Here is a 21,295-nt window from a genome sequence, read left to right as displayed (position 1 = left end):
GTCAGGCGAACGCCTCGTGCGCCCGCTCGTCGAAGAGGACGAACCGGACCTCCTCGACGTCGGTCTTCGCCGCGCGCACCGTGTCCACCGCGATGCGCGCGGCGTCCCCCATCGGACAGCGGTACACGCCGGTGGAGATCGCCGGGAACGCGACCGTGCGGGCGCCGAGTTCGCCGGCGACGCGGAGGGACTCTCGAAGGGTTTACCCGTGCTCGTGCAGCGGCGCGTCCCTGCCGCCTGCGCTCGGCCACCGGCCCGGCGCCGACGAGGCGGGGGGACGTCACACGCGGATGACGCGCAGGCCCAGCTCGGCGAAGTCCACGGCCGCCTCCGCCTCCATGCCGGTGTCGGTGACCATGACGTCGAAGTCGCGCAGTTCGGCGAACCGGCAGAAGGTGTCGTTCCCGATCTTGCTGCTGTCGGCGAGCAGTACCCGCCGCCGCGCGCGCTGGCACATCGCCCGTTTGACCTCCGCTTCGGCCAGGTCCGGTGTGGTCAGGCCGTGTTCGACCGAGACACCGTTGGTCGCCAGGAAGGACACGTCGATGAGAAACGTCCCCAGGGTGCGGATGGCGACCACGTCGACTTCCGCGAGCGTGCGAGCCCGTACGCGGCCACCCAGGGTGAGGACCGTGAGCTCCGCGTGCTGCGCGAGCAGCTGGGCGATCGGCAGGCTGTTGGTGATCACCGTCAGTTCACGGCCGCCGGGCAGCAGCTCGGCCAGGCGGAAGGTGGTCGACCCGGCGTCCAGCAGGATCACTCCCTCGTCGGGCACCTCGTCCAGCGCCGCTGCGGCGATCCTCTTCTTCTCCTCCTCCATCACCTCGCCACGCGTGGGCAGGTCCGGCTCGAAGCCGAGCCGCCGGAGGGGGATCGCCCCGCCGTGCACCCGCCGCAACAGACCCTGGCGTTCGAGCAGGGCCAGATCCTGCCAGATCGTCTCCGGGCTCTCCGAGAGGGCATCGGCCAACCGCTCCACGCTCGCGCGTCCTTCCTCGCGCGCGAGAGCCACGATCTGCCGCTGACGTTCCTTGGCCTGCATGATGTGCTTCACCTCTTGCTGTGGCAGCCCGTCGGACGCGGCCTGGGGCAAGGCATCACCAGGACGACGGTTCCGCAGGTGCCGACGTGGGAGACAGGGACTGCTCCGCCCAGATGACTTTGCCCCGCGGGGTGTAGCGGGTTCCCCAGCGCTGGGCGAGTTGGGCGACGAGGAACAGGCCGCGCCCGCCCTCGTCGGTCGCTGTGGCCTGGCGGAGGTGGGGGGAGGTGCTGCTGCCGTCGGAGACTTCGCAGATGAGCACCCGGTCGCGGAGCAGACGCACCTGAACGGGCCCGGCGGCGTGCCGGATGGCGTTCGTGGCCAGTTCGCTGAGCAGGAGTTCCGTGGTGAAGGCACAGTCCTCCAGGCCCCATTCGGTCAACTGCCGGACGGCGGCCTCGCGGACGGCGGAAATCGCCGCCGGGTCGGTGGGCACGTCCCAGCACGCGGTGTGTTCGGCGCCGAGGGCACGAGTACGGGCGACGAGCAGGGTCACGTCATCAAAGGAGTGGGGGCCCGGCAGGACGCGCAGCACCGCCTCACAGGTCTGTTCGGGCGCCCGGTCGGCGTGCGACAGGGCGGCCCGCAGCCGTTCCAGGGCCACGTCGATGTCCCAGCCGCGGTCTTCGATGAGTCCGTCGGTGTAGAGGACCAGCTGGCTGCCCTCCGGCAGATGCAGTTCGGCGGTCTCGAAGGGCAGGCCGCCCAGGCCGAGGGGAGGGCCGGCCGGCAGGTCCGGGAAGTGGACGGCGCCGTCGAGGTCGACCACCGCGGGCGGGGGGTGGCCTGCTCGGGCCACCGTGCAGCGCTGGGAGACCGGGTCGTACACGGCGTACAGACAGGTGGCACCGATGAAGTCGTCACCCCCGGAGCGGGACGTCCCCTCCTGTCCCAGAGCGATGACCAGGTCGTCGACGCGTCCGAGGAGCTCGTCGGGGGCCAGGTCCAGGGTGGCGAAGTTGTGCACCGCGGTGCGCAGCCGGCCCATGGTGACGGCAGCGTGCAGGCCGTGTCCGACGACGTCGCCGACGACCAGGGCGACGCGCGCCCCGGACAGCGGAATGATGTCGAACCAGTCGCCGCCCACCCCGCCCGTGGCGATCTGGGCGGGCAGGTAGCGATGGGCGGCCTCCACCGCGGTCTGTTGTGGAAGGACGCCCGGCAGCAGGCTGCGCTGCAGGGTGAGAGCGACGGTCTGCTCGCGGGTGAAGCGGCGGGCGTTGTCGACACAGATGGCGACGCGGGCGATGAGTTCCTCCGCCAGGTGCAGGTCGTCCTCCTCGAAGGGCCTGGACTCCCGGCAGCGGTAGAAGGTGGCGAGCCCCAGCGACGCCCCGCGGGTGCGCAGCGGGACGGCGATGAGGGACTGAATGCCGTACTCCACGATCTCCCGGACGCGGCCGGGGTCCTGGGCCAGCCACTCGGGGACGGCGCGCACATCCGGTTCGAGGACCGCCTGTCCCTCGGCGAAGCACCGGGCCTGCGGTGCGGACGAGGCGAAGCTGACCCGCTTGCCGACCGGGAAGAACGGCGATTCGGCTTCGTGGGCGCCGAGCGCCGCCCGCTGCAGGGGCGCATGCGGTACGAGCGCTTCGTCTCCGCGCAGCACGGGTTCCAGCAGATCGACCGTGACGACGTCGGCGAACCACGGGACGACCACCTCGGCCAGTTCCTCCGCGGTGCGCGTCACGTCCAGTGTGGTGCCGATGCGGATACTCGCGTGGTACAGCAGTTCCAAGCGTTCCCGCGCGGCCATCGCGAGCCGCCCCAGCTCCGGATGGCCGACGGCCAGCAGCCACTCGATGGGGGCATCGGTCGCCGCGCCCTCGGCGGGCCCCGCCTCTCCCGGCGCCTTGTCCACCGGCGCCTGCTCCGCCGGTGCGTCCGGTACGCCTTGACCTGGTGGCTCATCCGACAGGGCTGCCGCCCCTGACCACTCTGGAGAGGGAGCCGGACGCACCGCCGTCGGTGTGCTGTCCGCCGGTGTGCCAACCGTCGACGCGTCGCCGCTCCCGTTCGGCATCGTCGCCTTGCGATGCCCTGGTGCGTCGCCGACGAAGCTCAGTTTGACCACTACGCCCTCCTCACCCGTGGTCCCCGCCATGGGACGGCACACGAGCGCGGCCGTGCGGCCTCCGGACAGCGGCACCTGCGCCGCGGTGCGGCCGGCCGCGGAGATCAGCTCGGTGGCCTTCTCTCGTAGGACGTTCCGGTCGCTGTCGGTGAGGGAGGAGAGGGAGGCGTCGTGCGAGCCGGGCAGGCTCCGTGCCATGTCCGCCATCGCCTCCTGCACGCGGCGCTCGTCCTGCACAGCCTCCTGGAGCAGGGCATGCTCCCGCTCCGTACGCTCCTCCAGCAGCCGCAGCGCGATGGCCTCGGCCGCCTTGCGGGCCCGGGCCGCCATGGCCGTATCCGCGTCGGCGCACAAGGAGGTGAGACCGACCACGCCCTCGAGGCTTCCGCTGAGCGGGTCACGGACGACGGCGCCCACCGACACGAAGGGCTGCAGGCTGCCGACGAAGTGTTCGGCGCCGAAGGCCTGGAAGTCCCGCCGTTCCTCCAGGGCCGTGGCGATGCCGTGGGTGCCGACGTACTCCTCGGTGTAGGTGAAGCCCGGTGCGAGCCGAACCGCCTCGAAGTGCTTGTAGAGCGCCTTCTCACCGGCCTGGCAGCGCAGGATCACGCCGTGGCGGTCGGCGAGGATCACGCCCACGCGCGCGCCCGCCAGCTCGGATTCCAGCCGCTCGAGCACCGGCGCCGCCGCCCGGACGAGCCGGTCCTCCATATCCAGGTCCGCCTGGTAGGGAGGTGCGATCCTCTCCGGCGACACCCCCATGGAGGCACAGCGCCGCCATGAGTTCAGGATCGGGGCCCGCAGCCTGGCCACGGCCGACTCGCTCCCCAGGAATCGCTCCCGGTCACGGGCCAGGGCATCGCCGGTCCCCCAGAAGTCCGTCACAGAGACCTCCTCTCCCGGAGGGAGAACCCCGAACGGCTCGGCTCGATCGGGGGCCGGGGCGTGGCCGCTGCCCTGGGCCTCCGGCCGGCCGGGTATCGGGCCAAGGGGCTCCGACCTGCGGGGGCACGTCCGTTTTTACGATACTCCGTCCGCCCGTCGTGGGACCCGAGCAGCCGGACGCACCACGAGGTCCCACGAGCGGGCCCGCAGCTCGGCGGGTTCACCGGCCCGTGGTCGCGGAGAGTGCCGGTGCCCCTTGGGGCACGGGGCGTCCGAAGTGCTTGGCGACGAGCACACAGGCGGCGCCCACCAGTACGCCCGCCGCGATGGCTGCCAGGTACAGGACGGGGCTGCCGATCAGACCGATGACCCACAGGCCACCGTGCGGAGCGCGCGAGGTGGCGTCCACGGCCATGGACAGTGCGCCGGTGACCGCGCTCCCGGCCATGATCGACGGGATGACCCGCAGCGGGTCGGCCGCCGCGAACGGGATGGCACCCTCCGTGATGAACGAGGCACCCAGCAGCCAGGCGGCCTCTCCGGCCTTGCGCTCGCTGTCGGTGAAGAGCGCCCGCCGCACGACCGTGGCCAGGGCGAGGGCGAGCGGAGGCACCATGCCCGCGGCCATGACGGCGGCCATCACTCCCAGATCGCCGCTGGCCAGGCCGGCGACGCCGAAGGTGTAGGCGACCTTGTTGACCGGACCGCCCATGTCGAAGGCCATCATCAGGCCGAGCAGCGCGCCCAGCAGGATCGCGTTGGTCCCGCTCAGGCCGTCCAGCCAGTCGGTGAGGCCGCGTTGCGCGGCGGCGATCGGCTCCCCGATGACGATGATCATCAAAAGGCCCATCACCAACGTGGACACGAGCGGAATCCCGACCACGGTCATGACCCCCGCGGCCGCCCGCGGCAGACGGATCCTCCGTAGAGCCGTCACCACCGCACCGGCGAGCAGGCCGCCGGCCAGACCGCCGAGGAAGCCCGCGCCGGTCGCGACGGCCAGCAGCCCGGAGACCACGCCGGGTACCAGGCCCGGCCGGTCGGCGATGGCGTAGGCGATGAAGCCGGCGAGGATCGGCACGAGCATCGAGAACGCCGTCGTGCCGATCTTGAACAGCACGCCCGCGTAACCGGCCCGTTCGACCAGCTCGGACAGGTCGGTGACCTCGGGGTAGGTCTGCCCCTGCCAGGTGCCGCCGTCGACTTTCACGGCGACCTCGGCGCCGCCGATCATGAAGGCGAGCGCGATCAGGATGCCGCCCGCGGCGACGAACGGGATCATGTAGCTGACTCCGGTCATCAACCACTGGCGCAACCGGGTGGCCGGGTGGACCTTGGCGCCCTCCGAGGGCGCGCCGTGCGCGGGGCCGCCGACCGCGGCTGCACGGGCCCCTGCGGTCCCGTCGCCCCCGGCGCCCACGGTGACGTGCTCGGCGGCATCGCCCGGACCAGCGCCCTCCGCCGTGGCCGTCGAGGCCGCCCGGCCTGCCGCCTTCGCGGCCTCCTCGGCCCGCGAGATGAGTTCGCGCGGGTGGTTGATGGCCCGTTGCACAGGGGCGATCACCACGGGTTTGGCAGCGAACCGCTCACGGTCCTGGATCTCGGTGTCGGCCGCGAAGATCACCGCGTCGGCCTCCGCCACCTGTGCGGCCGTCAGCCTGACCGCACCGGCGGCGCCCTGCGTCTCCACCACGATGTGGTGCCCGGCGTCGGCGGCGGCCTGCTCCAGGGCCTCGGCGGCCATGTAGGTGTGGGCGATGCCGGTCGGGCAGGCGGTGACAGCGACGATCCTCATCTTCCGCCCACCTCCTTGTTGATCAGGTCGACGACCGCCTGCGCGTCCACGGCCTGGCGCAGGGCCTGCCTGAAGGAGACGTGCACCAGGCGGCGGGCGAGCGACGCCAGGATGTCCAGGTGCTCGGCATGGCCGCCGGCCGGCGCGGCGATCAGGAAGACCAGGTCTGCCGGGCCGTCCGCGGCGCCGAAGTCGACGCCGTCGGCGCTGCGTCCGAAGGCGAGTGTGGGCAGCGCGACATGGACGGAGCGGGCGTGCGGGATTCCGATGCCCCCTTCGATACCGGTGGGCATCTGCTCCTCCCGGTCCCGCGCGTCGGCGAGAAACCCGTCGAGGTCCGTGACGCGGCCGTCGGCGGCGAGCCGGGCAGCGAGGGCACGGACCGCCTCGTGACGGTCCGCGGCCCGCAGGTCCAGATCCACGAAATCCGCGGTGATGAGATCGGGCATCGTGTCAGTTCCGTTCGGAGATCGGGCGATCGGATTCGATGCGGTGTCGCACGACGACAGCGGACCGGTCCAGTGCCCACTGTCCGGGCATTCCGCTGCCGGGCTGCGACACCGCGGCAGAACCCCAGGCCAGGGCCTCGGCAAGGGCGGCAGGTCCCTCGGTGGGGGCCGCCAGGTACCCCGCGAGGAGAGCATCCCCGGCGCCGACGGAGCTGCGCGGTGTGGCGACGCGCTGCTCTCCGTGCAATACCGCAAAGTCGCCGACCAGCAGGGCACCGTCGCGGCCGAGACTGGCCAGCACCGTCCGGGCGCCGCGCTCACGCAGCACGTTCGCCGCGGTCAGGGCCTCGCCGAGCGTGGTCACCGCCATCCCGGCGGCCTCGGCGAGTTCGCCCCGGTTGGGCTTGACCAGATCCGGGCCGGCGGGCAGGGCGGCGGCGAACGGGGCGCCACTGGAGTCGACGGCGATACGCGGCGCCCCGCCGCCGCGCAGGCGCGACACCAGGTGCGCGTAGAGGTCGACGGGAGCGCCGGGGGGCAGGTGACCGGCGAGAGCCACCCACCGGGCGCCCTTGGCCGTAGCGGCACAGGTGGCTGCGGCCAGCGCGTCGATCTCGGTGGCGGAGAGTCGCGGGCCGGCCGCGTTCAGTTTGGTGACGGTGCCGTCGGGCTCCACGACGCTGATGTTGACCCGGATACTGTCCGCGATCGGGACGGTGACCACCTCGACGCCCTCGGAGGCGAGCAGCTCGGCGAGCTGTTCGCCCTCGGAGCCGCCGCAGGGCATGACGGCCACCGTCCGGTGACCGTTGGCGGCCAGCGCCCGAGAGATGTTGACGCCCTTGCCCCCCGGATCGAGACGGCTGTCGGTGGCACGGATGACGGAGCCGGGCCGCAGGTCCGGAACCTCCAGGGTGCGGTCCAGGCTCGGATTGGGTGTGAGGGTGACGATCACACGAGCACCACACTGGAACCGGCGGCAGCGGGGTGCCGGTCTGCCCTCCATCGGGCGGAAGCCCGATGGGCCTATGGCGACGAGCCACCACGGTCGCGCTGCCGAAGCGGGCGAAGCGGTCGAGGGGACACTTCTTGCGACCGGCAGAACAACACTACCTCTGGCTGGTGAGAACGCATCCGGAGCGAGAGAGCGTGGCAGGGCGAGCCCGATCCGGTCCCCCGGCCGGCCGTGGTGCCTTCAGCGGAGTTGCCCGGCGAACGCCTCGTAAGCCCGCTCGTCGAAGAGAACGAACCTGACCTCTTCGACCGCCGTCTCCCTCGCCCGCACCGTCTCCACGGCGATCCGGGCGGCGTCCTCGATGGGCCAGCCGTAGATGCCGGCGGAGACGGCCGGGAACGCGACCGTGCGGGCGCCGAGTTCGTCGGCGACCCGCAGCGATTCCCGGTAGCAGGAGGCCAGCAGTTGCGAACGGTCCTCGTCTTGGCTGAAGCGCGGCCCGACGGTGTGGATCACCCATCGGGCATCCAGGTCGCCCGCGGTGGTGGCGACCGCCTGGCCCGTGGGGAGGCCCTTGCCGTACCGGGAGGCGCGCAGCTTGCGGCACTCCTCCAGGATCGCGGGGCCGCCGCGCCGGTGGATCGCGCCGTCGACCCCTCCCCCGCCCAGCAGTGAGGAGTTGGCCGCGTTGACGATGGCGTCGACGCTCTGGCGGGTGATGTCGCCCTGGACCAGTTCGATGGTGGTCATGTCTGCCGCAGTCGCTTCCAGACGGCCTTCGCCGCGTTGTGCCCCGACATGCCGTGCACGCCGGGGCCCGGCGGGGTCGCCGACGAGCAGATGAAGACGGCCGGGTGAGGGGTGTGGTACGGGAACAGGGTCGGTTTGGGGCGCAGCAGGATCTGCAGGCCGGAGACCGCGCCGGAGGCGATGTCTCCGCCGACGTAGTTGGCGTTGCGGGCGGCGAGTTCGGGCGGGCCCGCGGTGGCGCGGGCCAGGACGCGGTCGCGGAACCCCGGGGCGAAACGCTCCAGTTGGCGCTCGACGGCGTCGGTGAGGTCGCCGGTCCAGCCGTGCGGGACGTGGCCGTAGGCCCAGAAGACGTGCTTGCCCGCCGGGGCCCGGGTGGGGTCGACGACGCTCGGCTGGACCGTGATGAGGAACGGCTTGTCGGGGGCCCGGCCCTCCCGGGACGCCGCGCGCAGGGCCCTGCCGATCTCCGCGCGGTTCGCGCCGATCTGCACCGTGCCGGCGACGCGGGCCTCCTTCGCGGTCCACGGCACGGGGCCGTCCAGCGCGTAGTCGATCTTGAAGACGCCCGGTCCGTAGCGGTAGTCCGCGTAGTGGTTGCCGAAGCCGGCGATGCGGGCCAGGGCGGTGGGTGAAGTGTCGAAGACGTACGCGCGGGCCGGCGGCAGGTCGTCGAGGCGCTTGACCTCGTAGTCGGTGTGGACGCTGCCGCCGAGGTCGCGCAGGTAGGCGGCGAGGGCGTCGGAGATGGACTGGGAGCCGCCGCGGGCGACGGGCCAGCCGCGCGCGTGTGCCGCGAGGGCGAAGACCAGGCCGATGGCGCTGGTGGCGAAGCCGCCGAGCGGTGCCATGACATGCGCGACGAGCCCGGCGAACAGTGCCCTGGCCGGTTCGTCGCGGAAGCGGCGCATCAGCAGGGTCGACGGGGGCAGGCCGACCAGGCCGAAGCGGGCGAGGGTGACCGGGTCGCGGGGCAGCGCGGTGAGCGGCAGGGACATGAAGTCGCGGACCAGCGCGTCCCACCTGGGCAGGAAGGGCTCGACGAGCCTGCGGTACGCCCCGGCGTCGCGCGGCCCGAAGGAGGCGGCCGTCTCGCCCACCGACCGGGCCAGCACGGCCGCCGAGCCGTCCGGGAAGGGGTGCGCCATGGGGAGCTCGGCGTGCAGCCATTCCAGGCCGTAGCGCTCCAGTGGCAGGGCGCGGAACGCCGGTGAGTTGATGGCGAGCGGGTGCGCCGCGGAGCACGGGTCGTGCCGGAAGCCCGGCAGGGTGAGCTCCTCGGTGCGGGCGCCGCCGCCCACGGTGCCCCGGGCCTCGAAGACCGCGACGGAGAAGCCGCGGCGGGCCAGCTCCACGGCCGCGGTCAGTCCGTTCGGCCCCGCACCCACTACGACGGCATCGAGCATCGACGGCACCTTCGGACCCCTTCGTCAGCCGACGGCCACTGAGGATCAGGATAGGCCCGGGGACTGACAGTCACCGGCCGCGGGTGGATTCGCCCGGGAGGGACGCCTGGAATGCCACTGGGCAACAGGACGCGTACGGTCCGTGACGGTCAGGCTCCGCCTGCCAGCAGTGCCGCCACCCGGCGGGCCGTGGCCGCGTCGCGGGCGGCGGTGAAGGGGAGGGCGTTGCCGCCCGTGATGCGGAAGGGCTCGCCTTCGAGGGTCAGGTGGGCGCCGCCCGCCTCCTCGACCAGGAGCAGTCCGGCAGCGTGATCCCATGCGGCTTCCCACGAGAAGGCCGTGGCGTCGGACTCGCCCTGGGCGATGGCGAGATACTCCAGCCCGGCCGAGCCGCACGAGCGCGGTGCCACACCGTCGGTGCGCAGGGCGAGCAGGGCGTGCTTCTGCTCGTCCGTCGTGTAGTCCGGATGGGAGGTGGCCACGCGGAGGTCCCGGCCGGGCTCGGGCACGCCGGCGAACAGCCGCTCTCCTTCGAGGTAGGCGCCCTTGCCCCGCTGGGCGGTGGCGAGCCGGTCACTGGCGGGGGCGTAGGTCCAGGACGCGAGCAGGGTGCCGCCGTGGGCCAGGGCGACCAGGGTGCAGAAGCCCGGTTCGCCGTGCACGAACTGTCGTGTGCCGTCGACCGGGTCGATGATCCAGACGGGGGCGTCGCCGCGAAGGGCCTCGTAGGACGCCGGGTTGGCGTGGACCGCCTCCTCGCCGACCACGACCGAGCCGGGGAGCAGGGTGGCCAGTGCCTCGGTCAGGTACAGCTCGGCCTTGCGGTCGGCGTCCGTGACCAGGTCGTGCGGGCCGGCCTTCTGATCCACCTCGTGTGCGGCGAGCCGGCGCCAGCGCGGCATGATCTCGGCGGCGGCCGCCCTGCGGATCTCCTCCTCGACGTCGGAGGCGTGCCGTGCGAGAAACTCTTCGATGGTTTCGGTGCTGTCGATCACCCCTCCATCACAACACGCGGCACTGACAATCCCCACCCGTCCGGTGCACTCCGGGTGGCAGCGCGATGAACAGCGACGGGTCCGCGCGGGATGTGCGGCCAGGGGCCTCGGCGGGGTCACCGCCCGACGGCGTAGCCCTGCATGCCGCGCGGGTTCGCCGCCGCCGACAGGACGCCCGTGTCCGGGTCCCGCGCGACCGCGCAGAGCCGGCCCTCCGACCAGGGGCCGCCGACGGTCACCCGGTGGCCGCGCCGCCGCAGCTCCTCGACGACGGCCGGGTCCGTGCGGGACTCCACGGTGACGCTGCCCGGGCGCATGCCGCGGGGGTAGAAGGAGCCGGGGAAGCTGTCGTTGTGCCAGTTCGGGGCGTCGATCGCGCCCTGGAGGTCCAGGCCGCCGCGCACCTGGGCGCGCAGCGCGACCGCCAGGAGGAAGTGCAGCTGCCACTGGTCCTGCTGGTCCCCGCCCGGGGTGCCGAACGCCATGACGGGCACGCCCTCGCGCAGGGCGATCGAGGGCGTCAGCGTGGTGCGGGGGCGGCGGCCGGGGGTGAGGGAGTTGGGCAGGCCCTCCTCCAGCCAGGCCATCTGGAGCCGGGTGCCGAGCGGGAAGCCGAGTCCGGGCACGACGGGGCTGGACTGGAGCCAGCCGCCGCTGGGCGTGGCCGAGAGCATGTTGCCCCAGCGGTCGACGACGTCGAGGTGGCAGGTGTCGCCGCGGGTGGTCCCGTCGTCGCCGACCTCCGGTTCGCCGGGCACGGGGGACGCCGGGCTCTTCGCGACGGTCGGTTCGCCGACGCCCGGGGCGGCGGCGCCCCGCTGTGCGGCGGCCGCCACGCGCGCGTGCGCGCACAGCCGCGGGGTGCGTCCGCCGGGGCTGCCGGGCCGCAGGTCGTGGGAGGCCTGATCGCCGACGAGAGCGCGGCGGGCCGTGTTGTACGCGTCGGACAGCAGGTCGTCGAGTGGCACGTCGGCGGCGTCCCCGTACCAGGTCTCCCGGTCGGCCATGGCGAGTTTGCAGTTCTCGACCAGCAGGTGGACGTAGTCGGCCGAGCCGTGGCGGGGCAGTTCGGGCGGGAGCAGGGCGAGCTGCTGGAGGAGGACCGGGCCCTGGCTCCAGGGGCCCGGCTTGCACACGGTCCAGCCGTTCCAGTCGTACGACACCGGTGTCTCGTAGGTCGCGGACCAGCCGGCGAGGTCGGCGGCCGTGAGGGTGCCGGTGTGGTGTTCGCCGCTGGTGTCCATGGTGGGGTGCCGGGCCTGCCGTACCAGGGCCTCGGCTATGAAGCCGGAGCGCCACACCTCCCGGGCGGCCTCGATCCGCGCCTCCCGGTCCCCGGCCCCGGCGGTCTCGGCGAGCAGGCGCTTCCAGGTGGCGGCGAGCGCGGGGTTGCGCAGCAGCTCGCCGGGGCGCGGGGCCTTCCCGCCGGGCAGGTAGATCTCCGCCGACGAGGTCCATTCCGTCTCGAACAGCTCGCGTACGGTCTCGACGGTCTCGCCGACGCGCTCCACGGGCGGGTGCCCGTGCTCGGCGTATCCGATGGCGTACTTCAGGACGTCGGCGAGGGGCTTGGTGCCGTGGTCGCGCAGCAGCAGCATCCAGGCGTCGAACGCGCCCGGCACGGCGGCGGCGAGCGGCCCGGTGCCGGGGACGAGGTCCAGGCCGAGGCCCCGGTAGTGGGCGACCGTCGCCCCGGCCGGTGCGACACCCTGCCCGCACAGCACCCGTACCTCGCCGCCGGCCGGGGCGAGCAGGATCGGCACCTCACCGGCCGGGCCGTTGAGGTGCGGCTCGACGACATGCAGCACGAACGCGCCCGCCACGGCCGCGTCGTAGGCGTTGCCGCCGTCCTCCAGGACGGCCATCGCCGACTGCGAGGCGAGCCAGTGCGTGGAGGACACCATGCCGAAGGTGCCCTGGAGGGTCGGGCGGGTGGTGAACATATGGCCTCACAGGTCGAATCACGTCACCTTTTTGCCGGTGGTCTCCCTTCCCTACCCGGACTGACGGAGCGGATAGCGGGATGCTGGTGACACCATGCGGATGTTCTGTGTCCTCGCCGTCCTGGTGGGCGCGAACCTGCTCAACAACTGGCTCGCGCCCGGCGCCTACGTACCCACCTGCGTGGCCGCGGCTGCGGCGCTGCTGCTGATCGCCCGGTGGGACGGTCTCACCCGCGCCGATCTCGGGCTCGACACGGTCGCCCTGTACCGGGGGCTGCGGTGGTCAGCGGTCCTGGTGGGCGCGGTTCTCGCCGTTTTCCTGGTGGGGCTTGCCCTGCCGGCCACCAGGGAGGCGTTCGAGGACGAACGCGCCGCCGGCCTGACCGTGGGGGAGCTGCTGTGGCGGGTGCTGGTCCGGGTGCCGGTCGGCACCGTGCTGCTGGAGGAGATCGCCTTCCGCGGTGTCCTGTGGGCCATGGTGCGGCGTCGGCGCGGTACCGCCTGGGCCACCGCGGTGTCGTCAGTGCTGTTCGGGCTCTGGCACGTGCTTCCCTCGCGCGGGCTGAGCCGGGCCAACGCGGCCGCGGCGGTCCTCGGCACCGGAGCGGCAGGCACCGCGCTGTCGGTCGCGGCCGCCGTGGTCGCCACAACCGCGGCCGGGGTCGTCCTGTGCGAGCTGCGGCGCCGGTCCGGAAGCCTGCTGGCGCCCGCGTCGCTGCACTGGGCCCTCAACGGCTTCGGCTACGTGCTGGCCTGGGCCGTACCTCGATGGAGGGGCGAGGGGGGCGTGCTGTGAACGTCGGACAGTCCCCGCTTCAGCCGTGGGATGTCGTGCCGCCGAGGACCTGCTCGCGGAGGATGTCGGCGTGGCCGCAGTGCTGGGCCAGTTCGCGCAGTGTGTGGAGGTAGACCCAGCGCAGTGGCAGTGGGCCCCGGCGGTTGCCCGGTACGAGGTCGTCCAGCGTCAGCTCTGCCGTGGCGCGCCGGGATGCCGCGCACGCCTGCTGGTGGGCGTGCTGGACCGAGGCGATCGTGTCGTCGTCGTGGAGGTCGAACGACTCGTCGGGCGTGTCGGGAATGCCGATCTCGGCACGGGACCGGCAGGTTGTCCCCTCGTCGAACCAGACCTTCTCGACGAACGTGGCGTGCTTGACCAGGCCGAGCAGCGTGGTCTTGGACGTGACCAATGACCGGCGTGCCTGCTCTTCGGTCAGCCCGTTCAGACTGCCGTGAAGCGCGGAGCGATGCTCATCGAGGAACGTCTCGAACTGGTCGCGGAGCGTTGCGTGGAAGACGGCGGGTTCCGTCGACGGCTGGAAGACCATGTCCGCAACGATAAGCGGCCCGGCTCCTGCGCGACCCGTGCGCCGACAAACCACCCAGTGGCCGCCGAACCGACCGAAACCACGACCGTCGACAGTGAGTCACCGTCACCACGCAGCCACGGAGCGAGTTCATACTTTCGCACCACGGAGAGTCATGTGAAACTGTCGTCCCGTCCGCCGTGCGGACCTGATCCGCACCGTCCGTCCCCCCATGAGAAGGGCGCCGTGCGTTCCCTACCTCTGCCCCTGGCCCTGACCGCACGCCTGTCCCCGGTGGCCGTGCTCGCCGCGGCGGGCTGGGCACTGTCGTCCGGTCCGCTCGCCGCGCCGCAGGCCGCCGAGCACAAGCCTGCCGACGAGAAGACCGGGACCCAGTCCGCGTCCGCCCCGTCGACGTCGACGGTGTCGAAGGCCTACTCGGCCGCGCCGGCGCCGTGCGAGAGCGTCGCCAAGAAGACGGTCGAGTCGCTGGTGCCGGGTGCCAAGACGGCCGGGAAGGAGATCCCGTCCACGGACTCGGAGTTGCGCCGCACCTGCTCCTGGAACGCGCTCAAGGGGTACAACTACCGCTGGCTCGACGTGTCCTTCGAGGTGATGGAGTCGGACGAGGCCGCTGAGAAGGCCTACAAGGGGCGCACCGAGGAGAAGAGCGGCGGAGGCGCCGTCCCCGGTCTGGGTGACACCGCGTACTCCATCGTCAACCTCACCACCGAGGACAAGCAGGAGACCCGCGAGGGCCAGGTGTTCGTCCGCGCCTCCAACGCGCTGGTGGTCGTCACGTACAACGGCAGCGACTTCGAGTCGAAGAAGGCGCCGAGCACGGACACGATCAACAAGGGCGCCATCAAGGCCGCGAAGGAAGCGGTGGCCGCGCTGGAGGGCGGCAAGGGCTGACCGTCCTCCAGCGTCCGTGTCCGCGGTCAGACGATGGTCCGGTCCCGGCCCCGTGCCGCCATCAGCAGCAGGTACAGCAGCATCGACGTGCCCAGGCCCACCGCCCAGCCGTAGTCGGCCAGGCCGGCCAGTGCCGGGATGGGGCGGCCGTCGATCAGCGGCTTGAAACTGGCGCCGCCGACGGCGAGGACCCCGCCGGCCACGAAGGCGACGACGGCCCGCCAGTTCCAGCCGCCTTCGTACCAGTAGCGGCCGCCCGTGCGGTACAGGTCGGCCAGATCGAGCTTGGCGCGGCGCAGGATCCAGTAGTCGGCGATGAGGATGCCGGCGACCGTGCCGAGCAGGCCGCCGACCAGGCCGAGCCAGGTGAAGATGTAGCCCTGCGGGTCGGAGTACAGCTTCCACGGGAAGATCAGCACCCCGAGTACGCAGGTGGCGAGGGCACCGGCGCGGAAACTGATCCTGCGGGGCGCGATGTTGGAGAAGTCGAACGCGGGCGAGACCAGGTTGGCCGCGACGTTGACGGACAGTGTCGCCACCAGGACGGTGACGAGGGCGAAGAGCAGGCCCACCGTGTTGTCGGTCTTGGCCGCGAGCTTCACCGGGTCCCAGATCGCCTCGCCGTAGACCGCCTGCGAGCCGGAGGTGACCATCACGGACAGGAACGCGAACAGCGTCATCGTCGTCGGCAGACCGAGGGCCTGGCCCCAGGTCTGTGCCCTCTGGCTCTTGCCGTAGCGGGTGAAGTCGGGGATGTTCAGCGACAGCGTGGACCAGAAACCGATCATCCCCATGAGCGCGGGCGCGAACAGCGTCCAGAAGTCGGCGCCCCAGCCGAGCTTCGACGGCTGGTCGAGCAGCGGGCCGAAGCCGCCCGCCTTGTCGCTCATCCACCACAGCATCACGAACGCGCCGACGAGCACGAAGGGCGCCGCCCAGTTCTCGAAGCGGCGGATGGTCTCCATGCCGCGGTAGATGATGACGACCTGGAGCGCCCAGAAGATCGCGAACGACAGCCACATGGTCCAGGCGTAGCCGCCGACCTTCGCCGCGTCCGTCCAGCCGCTGCCGACGAGCTTGCCGGCCAGGAAGTAGATGGCCTCGCCGCCGATCCAGGTCTGGATGCCGAACCAGCCGCACGCCACCAGCGCCCGTACCACGGCGGGCAGGTTGGCCCCGCGGATGCCGAAGGAGGCCCGGGCGAAGACCGGGAAGGGGATGCCGTACTTGGGTCCGGCGTGCCCGGTGAGCAGCATCGGTATCAGCACGATCACATTGGCCAGGGCGATGGTGAACACCGCCTGCTTCCAGTCCATGCCGACGGCGATGAGACCGGAGGCCAGGGTCCAGGAGGCCGTGTTGTGGGCCATGCCCACCCACAGCGCGGAGAAGTTGTACGTGGTCCAGGTGCGCTTCTCGACGGGGACCGGCAGCAGGTCCTCGTTGGCGTAGGGACCGCTCGGCGCGGGGGCGCCGGGGGCGATCTCCACCCGGCCGTCGGCGAGGGTGACTTGGGTGGGCGGCGGTGGGGCCGTGGGAGCGGTATCGGTCATGGGCCGGGCCAATCAGGGGAGGTGGGACGGGAAAGGCCGTGCGGGTGATGCCGATGGGGGGGTGCGCTCGGGAGCGTCCTGGCCCCCTTCCCGGGCCGAGGGAAGGGGGAGATCAAAGGGGGTGCCGCGAAGGGGGTCAGCCGTTGATGGCCGGGATCACCCGTGATCCGTACGCGTCGATCACGGCTTCCTGCGCGTCGTGCATGTCGTAGACGGCGAACTGGTCCACGCCGAGCGCGCGCAGCGCGTTCAGCTTCTCGACGTGCTTCTCGGCCGGGCCGATCAGGCAGAACCGGTCGACGATCTCGTCGGGCACGAACTGGGTGTCGGGGTTGCCGGCGCGGCCGTGGTGGGAGTAGTCGTAGCCCTCCCGCGCCTTGATGTAGTCGGTGAGTTCGTCGGGGACGGCCGCGGAGTGCTCCCCGTACTTGGACACCAGGTCGGCCACGTGGTTGCCGACCATTCCGCCGAACCACCGGCACTGGTCGCGCGCGTGGGCGAGCGCCTCGGGCGAGTCGTCCTCGGTGACGTAGGCGGGGGCGGCCACGCAGACGGTCACCTCGGACGGGTCACGGCCGGCGGCGACGGCCGCGTCCTTCACGGCCTTGACCATGTACTCGGTCAGATACAGGTCGGCCAGCTGGAGGATGAACCCGTCGGCCTCCTCGCCGGTCATCTTCAGGGCCTTCGGGCCGTACGCGGCCATCCACACGGGGAGTTCGGCGCCCGGCCTGATCCACGGGAACCGGACGACCGTGCCGCCGCCGAGGTCGGCCTCCTGCCCGCTGCCGAGGGCCCGGATGACCTTCATGGCCTCGCTGATCCGGGCCAGCGTGTTGGGCTTGCGCCCGGCCACACGCATCGCGGAGTCGCCGCGTCCGATGCCGCAGACCGTGCGGTTGCCGTACATGTCGTTGAGGGTGGCGAAGGTGGAGGCGGTGACCTCCCAGGTGCGGGTGCCCGGGTTGGTCACCATCGGCCCGACCTTCAGTTTCGTGGTGTTGGCCAGGATCTGGCTGTAGATCACGAACGGCTCCTGCCACAGCACGGCGGAGTCGAAGGTCCAGCCGTAGGAGAATCCGTTGCGTTCCGCGCGTTTCATCAGGCTGATCACCCGCGAGGCCGGCGGGTCGGTCTGCAGGACGAGTCCGAAGTCCATCCGCACCACTCCTAGTTGAGGTACTGACAGGTGGAACGCGGGGTGAAGACGCCGTGCCCGGCGTGCCCGGTGTACTCCCGCTCGGTGATGACGGGTACGCCGCGCGAGAGGACCGTCTCGACCCGGCCCGTGACGTGTTTGCCCTCGTACGCCGAGTAGTCGACGTTCATGTGGTGGGTCTCGGCCGACATGACCTGCTCGGCGTGCGGGTCGTAGATGACGACGTCGGCGTCGGCGCCCGGCGCGATGGTGCCCTTCTTCGGGTACAGGCCGAACATCCGGGCCGGGGTGGCGCAGGCGATCTCGATCCAGCGGCGGCGCGAGATGTGCCCGTCGAGAACCGCCTGGTGGAGCAGGTCCACACGGTTCTCGACGCCCGGGAGGCCATTGGGGATCTTGGAGAAGTCGCCCCGGCCGAGTTCCTTCTGGCCCACGAAGCAGAAGGGGCAGTGGTCGGTGGAGACGACCTGGAGGTCGTTCGTGCGCAGCCCCTGCCAGAGTTTGGCCTGGTGCTCGCGGGGCCTCAGCGGGGTGCTGCACACGTACTTCGCGCCCTCGAAGTCCGGCTCGGCGAGGTTGTCGGTGGACAGGAACAGGTACTGCGGGCAGGTCTCCCCGAAGACGTTCAGCCCCTCGTCGCGGGCCCGGGCCAGTTCGGCGACCGCCTCCATCGCCGAGACGTGCACGACGTACAGGGGCGCGCCCGCGACCTGCGCGAGCTTGATGGCGCGGTGGGTGGCCTCGGCCTCCAGCAGGGCCTTGCGGACCTCGCCGTGGTAGCGCGGGTCGGTCTCGCCCCGGGCCAGCGCCTGCTCGACCAGGACGTCGATCGCGATGCCGTTCTCGGCGTGCATCATGATCAGTCCGCCGTTCTCGGCGGAGCGCTGCATGGCGCGCAGGATCTGGCCGTCGTCGCTGTAGAAGACGCCCGGGTAGGCCATGAACTGCTTGAAGGAGGTGACGCCTTCCTCGATCAGCAGGTCCATCTCCTTGAGCGTCTCCTGGTTCACGTCGGAGACGATCATGTGGAAGCCGTAGTCGATGGCGCAGTTGCCCTCCGCCTTGGCGTGCCAGGTGTCCAGGCCCTCGCGCAGGCCGTGCCCGACCCTCTGCACGGCGAAGTCGATGATCGTGGTCGTGCCGCCCCAGGCGGCGGCGCGGGTGCCGGTCTCGAAGGTGTCGGAGGCGAAGGTGCCGCCGAAGGGCAGCTCCATGTGGGTGTGGGCGTCGACGCCGCCGGGGATGACGTACTTTCCGGTGGCGTCGATCGTCCGGTCTGCGGTGAAGGCCTCGGCGGCGGGGGTGCCGGAGGTGGCGAGGGCGGCGATGCGGCCGTCCTCGATCAGGACGTCGGCGTGGATCTCGTCGGATGCGGTGATGACGAGGCCGCCGCGGATGACTGTACGGCTCATGTCGTGGTCGCTCCTCGCAGTCGGTACGTGCCGGTTGACTGTGGCTGGTCGCGCAGTTCCCCGCGCCCCTAAAGGTCGGTCAGCGGACCGTATGTTCCAGGCGCCCTGTCCCTGTAGAACTGCCAGCGGTCGCGGACCTCTCGGAGTTTGGCCATGTCCAGGTCGCGGACGACCAGTTCCGTCTCCTTGTCGCTCGCCACTTCGCCGACGAACTGGGCCTCCGGGTCGACGAAGTACGACGTCCCGTAGAAGTCGTTGTCGCCGTACTCCTCCACCCCCACCCGGTTGATCGCGCCCACGAAGTACTCGTTGGCGACGGCCGCCGCCGGCTGCTCCAGCTGCCAGAGGTAGCCGGACAGGCCGCGCGAGGTGGCCGAGGGGTTGAAGACGATCTCGGCGCCCGCGAGGCCGAGTGCGCGCCAGCCCTCGGGGAAGTGCCGGTCGTAGCAGATGTAGACGCCGACCTTGCCGACGGCCGTCTCGAAGACGGGCCAGCCGGAGTTGCCGGGGCGGAAGTAGAACTTCTCCCAGAAGCCCCTGACCTGCGGGATGTGTGTCTTGCGGTACTTGCCGAGGTAGGAGCCGTCCGCGTCGATCACGGCGGCGGTGTTGTAGAGGATCCCGGGCTGCTCCTCCTCGTACATCGGCAGGACCAGGACGATGCCCAGCTCCTTGGCGAGGGCCTGGAAGCGGCGGACGATCGGGCCCTCGGGTATCTGCTCGGCGTAGTCGTAGAAGGCCGGGTCCTGGACCTGGCAGAAGTACGGTCCGTAGAACAGCTCCTGGAAGCACAGGACTTGAGCACCCTGCGCGGCGGCGTCGCGGGCCGCCTGCTCGTGGACCTGGATCATCGACTCCTTGTCGCCCGTCCAGGCGGTCTGGAAGACGGCGGCACGGATCACTCGGCTCATCGGGACCTCCGGTCGCTCGGTGTGCCGTGAGCCTAGGAAGCCGGGACGTGCTCTTTGAGTTGCACCGTGTCACGTCTGCGGGCGTGCGGCGTGTCACCGTGTCACCCTGCCGTGAGCCCATGTTTCACCGCCGTTTTCCCAGGTGGTCAGGTGTTTCACTGCTGTTGCGCGTCATGCGCGAGGAGTGCGATGTGCACCGAGGCGGCCTGCTCGAAGTCGTCGAGGTCCACCCCGAGACGGACCTGTATGACTTCCAGGCGGCGGTAGAGGGCGGGCCGCGAGACGTGGTGGAGCTGGGCGGTCCGGGACTTGTTTCGGCCGGTGGCTAGGTAGGTGCGCAGGACGGACAGCAGGTCCTCGTCGGTCTCGCGCAGCAGCCCGTCCAGCTCCCGCTCCGCGAAGGACTGCACGTGCGGGTCGTCGCGCAGCAGGCGGATCAGGCCCCGCAGGTGGACGTCCCGCAGGCGGACGACCGGCGGGAGAACGAGGGCGGCGGCGGAGTCGGCGACGGCGTCCGCCACGTGCTGGGCCTCGCGCAGTCCGGCCGGTACGTCGTCCCAGACGGCCCGGGGGTCGGCCGCGGCGACGACCGTGCGGGCCGGGCCGGACTCGGTGCGCAGCCGGGCCGCGAAGTGCGCGGCGAGCGCGTCCGCGTCCTGGTCGCGGGGGAGGCTGAGCAGCACGGCGGTGGCTCCGTCGGCCAGTTCGGCGACCAGCCCGGGCAGGCCCAGCAGGCGCAGCAGCCGGTCGAGTCGGGCGGTGTCTGTGTCGCGGACGACGAGCGGCACGAACGTCCGCCGGTTGACCGGCAGCCCGGCCGCGCGCGCCCGGGGCAGCAGCTGCCGCGCCGGTACGATGCCGCTGACCAGGTCGGTCAGCAAGCTCTGCGCGGACTGCTCCTCCCAGGAGCAGGCGGCGGCGCCGCCGAGCATGCGGTGCAGGACGAGGGCCTCGGCGGCGCGGTCGGCCAGCAGCCGTCCGGTGGCGGTGTCGCCCCGGTAGCCGCACAGCACGATCCGGCCCCACCGCTCCCCGCGTCCGCCCAGCTCGGCCCGGATCCAGCCGTCGCCCTCGGTGCCGCCGGCCTGGCGGGCTATGCGCTCCCAGTCGCGCAGCACGTCGTCCACCGCCGGCCGCTCCCCCGCCGTGCCGAGGACGCGGTGGGCGAGGTTGGTGACGACGACCGGGCAGGCGCTGTGCCGGGCGACCTCGTCGAGCAGGCGTTGCAGCGGGGCGCCCGCGGTGATGAGGGCGGTGAGTTCGGTGCGGACGGCCTCGGAGAGGCTGACGGCGGCGAACTTGCGCCGCACGAGCCGCGACTGGACCTCCTCGGTCAGCTCGGCGAAGGGGAAGGGCCGGTGCAGGACGACCATCGGCAGTCCGCAGCGCTCGGCCGCCCGGCGCATCACGTCCGGTGCGGCGGGGAAGGCGCGGCCGAGTCCGAGGACGACGGCGGCGGCCTCCGCGCGGTGCAGCGACCGGACGTACTCGGCCTGCTTGTCCTCGTCGCCGGCGAGCAGCACGCCGGTGGTGAGGACCATCTCGCCGCCGCTGAGCATCACGCCGACGTCGGCGGCCTCGGCGACGTGCACCCAGCGCACCGGCCGGTCGAGATGGCTCGCGCCGGCCACCACCTCGGGCTCCCCGGCGAGCACCCGCTCCAGGGCGAGGACCTGCCGGACCGACAGCGCGGGTCCCAGGGAATCCAAGGTGATGGTCATCGTGCCGTTCCCTTGTTCAGTTCACT

General features: G+C 71.9%; 15 protein-coding genes and 2 pseudogenes. 2 read left to right on the top strand and 15 right to left on the bottom strand.

The genetic code is table 11. The annotated features are described in order from the left end of the window. Window position 1: 1 nt before the first annotated feature. From PV963_RS37100 to PV963_RS37060, 9 genes and pseudogenes are all read right to left on the bottom strand, one after another. Window positions 2-196, bottom strand: a pseudogene (locus PV963_RS37100) (macro domain-containing protein); the annotation flags it as partial. An 84-nt stretch (window positions 197-280) separates the two neighbouring features. Then, window positions 281-1,042, bottom strand: coding sequence for a DeoR/GlpR family DNA-binding transcription regulator (locus tag PV963_RS37095; RefSeq protein ID WP_274820836.1), 762 nt, complete (start codon window positions 1,040-1,042; stop codon window positions 281-283). A 55-nt stretch (window positions 1,043-1,097) separates the two neighbouring features. Then, window positions 1,098-4,001, bottom strand: coding sequence for a SpoIIE family protein phosphatase (locus PV963_RS37090; protein WP_274820835.1), 2,904 nt, complete (start codon window positions 3,999-4,001; stop codon window positions 1,098-1,100). Between the two features lie 220 nt (window positions 4,002-4,221). Further along, window positions 4,222-6,245, bottom strand: a pseudogene (locus PV963_RS37085) (PTS fructose transporter subunit IIABC). 4 nt (window positions 6,246-6,249) lie between these two features. Beyond that, the gene (locus PV963_RS37080) at window positions 6,250-7,200 is read right to left on the bottom strand and encodes a 1-phosphofructokinase family hexose kinase (RefSeq protein WP_274820834.1); all 951 of its coding nucleotides are present in this window, start codon (window positions 7,198-7,200) and stop codon (window positions 6,250-6,252) included. A 240-nt stretch (window positions 7,201-7,440) separates the two neighbouring features. Next, complete coding sequence (locus PV963_RS37075; protein WP_274820833.1) at window positions 7,441-7,950, bottom strand: O-acetyl-ADP-ribose deacetylase; 510 nt, start codon at window positions 7,948-7,950, stop codon at window positions 7,441-7,443. Next, window positions 7,947-9,356: a phytoene desaturase family protein gene (locus PV963_RS37070; RefSeq protein WP_274820832.1), complete on the bottom strand. Its 1,410-nt coding sequence runs from the start codon at window positions 9,354-9,356 to the stop codon at window positions 7,947-7,949. Before PV963_RS37070 ends, PV963_RS37075 begins: the two co-directional genes overlap by 4 nt. 149 nt (window positions 9,357-9,505) lie before the next feature. Then, window positions 9,506-10,351: an inositol monophosphatase family protein gene (locus PV963_RS37065; protein WP_274820831.1), complete on the bottom strand. Its 846-nt coding sequence runs from the start codon at window positions 10,349-10,351 to the stop codon at window positions 9,506-9,508. 116 nt (window positions 10,352-10,467) lie between these two features. Then, complete coding sequence (locus PV963_RS37060) at window positions 10,468-12,294, bottom strand: gamma-glutamyltransferase family protein (RefSeq protein ID WP_274820830.1); 1,827 nt, start codon at window positions 12,292-12,294, stop codon at window positions 10,468-10,470. 94 nt (window positions 12,295-12,388) lie between these two features. Between PV963_RS37060 and PV963_RS37055 the strand changes: the two genes are divergently transcribed. Further along, on the top strand, window positions 12,389-13,090 hold the full coding sequence (locus PV963_RS37055) for a CPBP family intramembrane glutamic endopeptidase (protein WP_274820829.1): 702 nt from the start codon (window positions 12,389-12,391) through the stop codon (window positions 13,088-13,090). Window positions 13,091-13,109: 19 nt separating this feature from the next. Here PV963_RS37055 and PV963_RS37050 read toward each other — a convergent pair whose 3' ends face one another. Beyond that, window positions 13,110-13,619, bottom strand: coding sequence for a DinB family protein (locus tag PV963_RS37050; protein WP_274820828.1), 510 nt, complete (start codon window positions 13,617-13,619; stop codon window positions 13,110-13,112). A 225-nt stretch (window positions 13,620-13,844) separates the two neighbouring features. Here PV963_RS37050 and PV963_RS37045 point away from each other — a divergent pair, with 225 nt between their 5' ends. Next, complete coding sequence (locus tag PV963_RS37045; protein WP_274820827.1) at window positions 13,845-14,513, top strand: hypothetical protein; 669 nt, start codon at window positions 13,845-13,847, stop codon at window positions 14,511-14,513. A gap of 26 nt (window positions 14,514-14,539) precedes the next feature. Here the strand turns inward: PV963_RS37045 and PV963_RS37040 are convergent, their stop codons facing one another. The 5 genes from PV963_RS37040 to PV963_RS37020 form a co-directional block, all read right to left on the bottom strand. After that, complete coding sequence (locus PV963_RS37040) at window positions 14,540-16,066, bottom strand: NCS1 family nucleobase:cation symporter-1 (protein WP_274820826.1); 1,527 nt, start codon at window positions 16,064-16,066, stop codon at window positions 14,540-14,542. A 136-nt stretch (window positions 16,067-16,202) separates the two neighbouring features. Next, window positions 16,203-17,225 carry a TIGR03842 family LLM class F420-dependent oxidoreductase gene (locus PV963_RS37035; RefSeq protein ID WP_274820825.1) on the bottom strand — a complete coding sequence of 341 codons (1,023 nt, stop codon included), beginning with the start codon at window positions 17,223-17,225 and terminating at the stop codon, window positions 16,203-16,205. An 11-nt stretch (window positions 17,226-17,236) separates the two neighbouring features. Beyond that, a complete protein-coding gene (hydA, locus tag PV963_RS37030; RefSeq protein ID WP_274820824.1) occupies window positions 17,237-18,637 on the bottom strand; it encodes a dihydropyrimidinase in 1,401 nt (466 codons plus the stop codon). 68 nt (window positions 18,638-18,705) lie between these two features. Then, the gene (locus tag PV963_RS37025; protein ID WP_274820823.1) at window positions 18,706-19,548 is read right to left on the bottom strand and encodes a nitrilase-related carbon-nitrogen hydrolase; all 843 of its coding nucleotides are present in this window, start codon (window positions 19,546-19,548) and stop codon (window positions 18,706-18,708) included. Between the two features lie 155 nt (window positions 19,549-19,703). Continuing rightward, entirely contained in the window at window positions 19,704-21,269 is a 1,566-nt protein-coding gene (locus PV963_RS37020) for a PucR family transcriptional regulator (protein ID WP_274820822.1), read from the bottom strand. Window positions 21,270-21,295: the final 26 nt, after the last annotated feature.

The organism is Streptomyces coeruleorubidus, from assembly GCF_028885415.1.
GTDB lineage: Bacteria > Actinomycetota > Actinomycetes > Streptomycetales > Streptomycetaceae > Streptomyces > Streptomyces coeruleorubidus_A.
The sequence above is the reverse complement of the archived record's forward strand: the minus strand, read 5'-3'. Positions and strand labels throughout refer to the sequence as shown.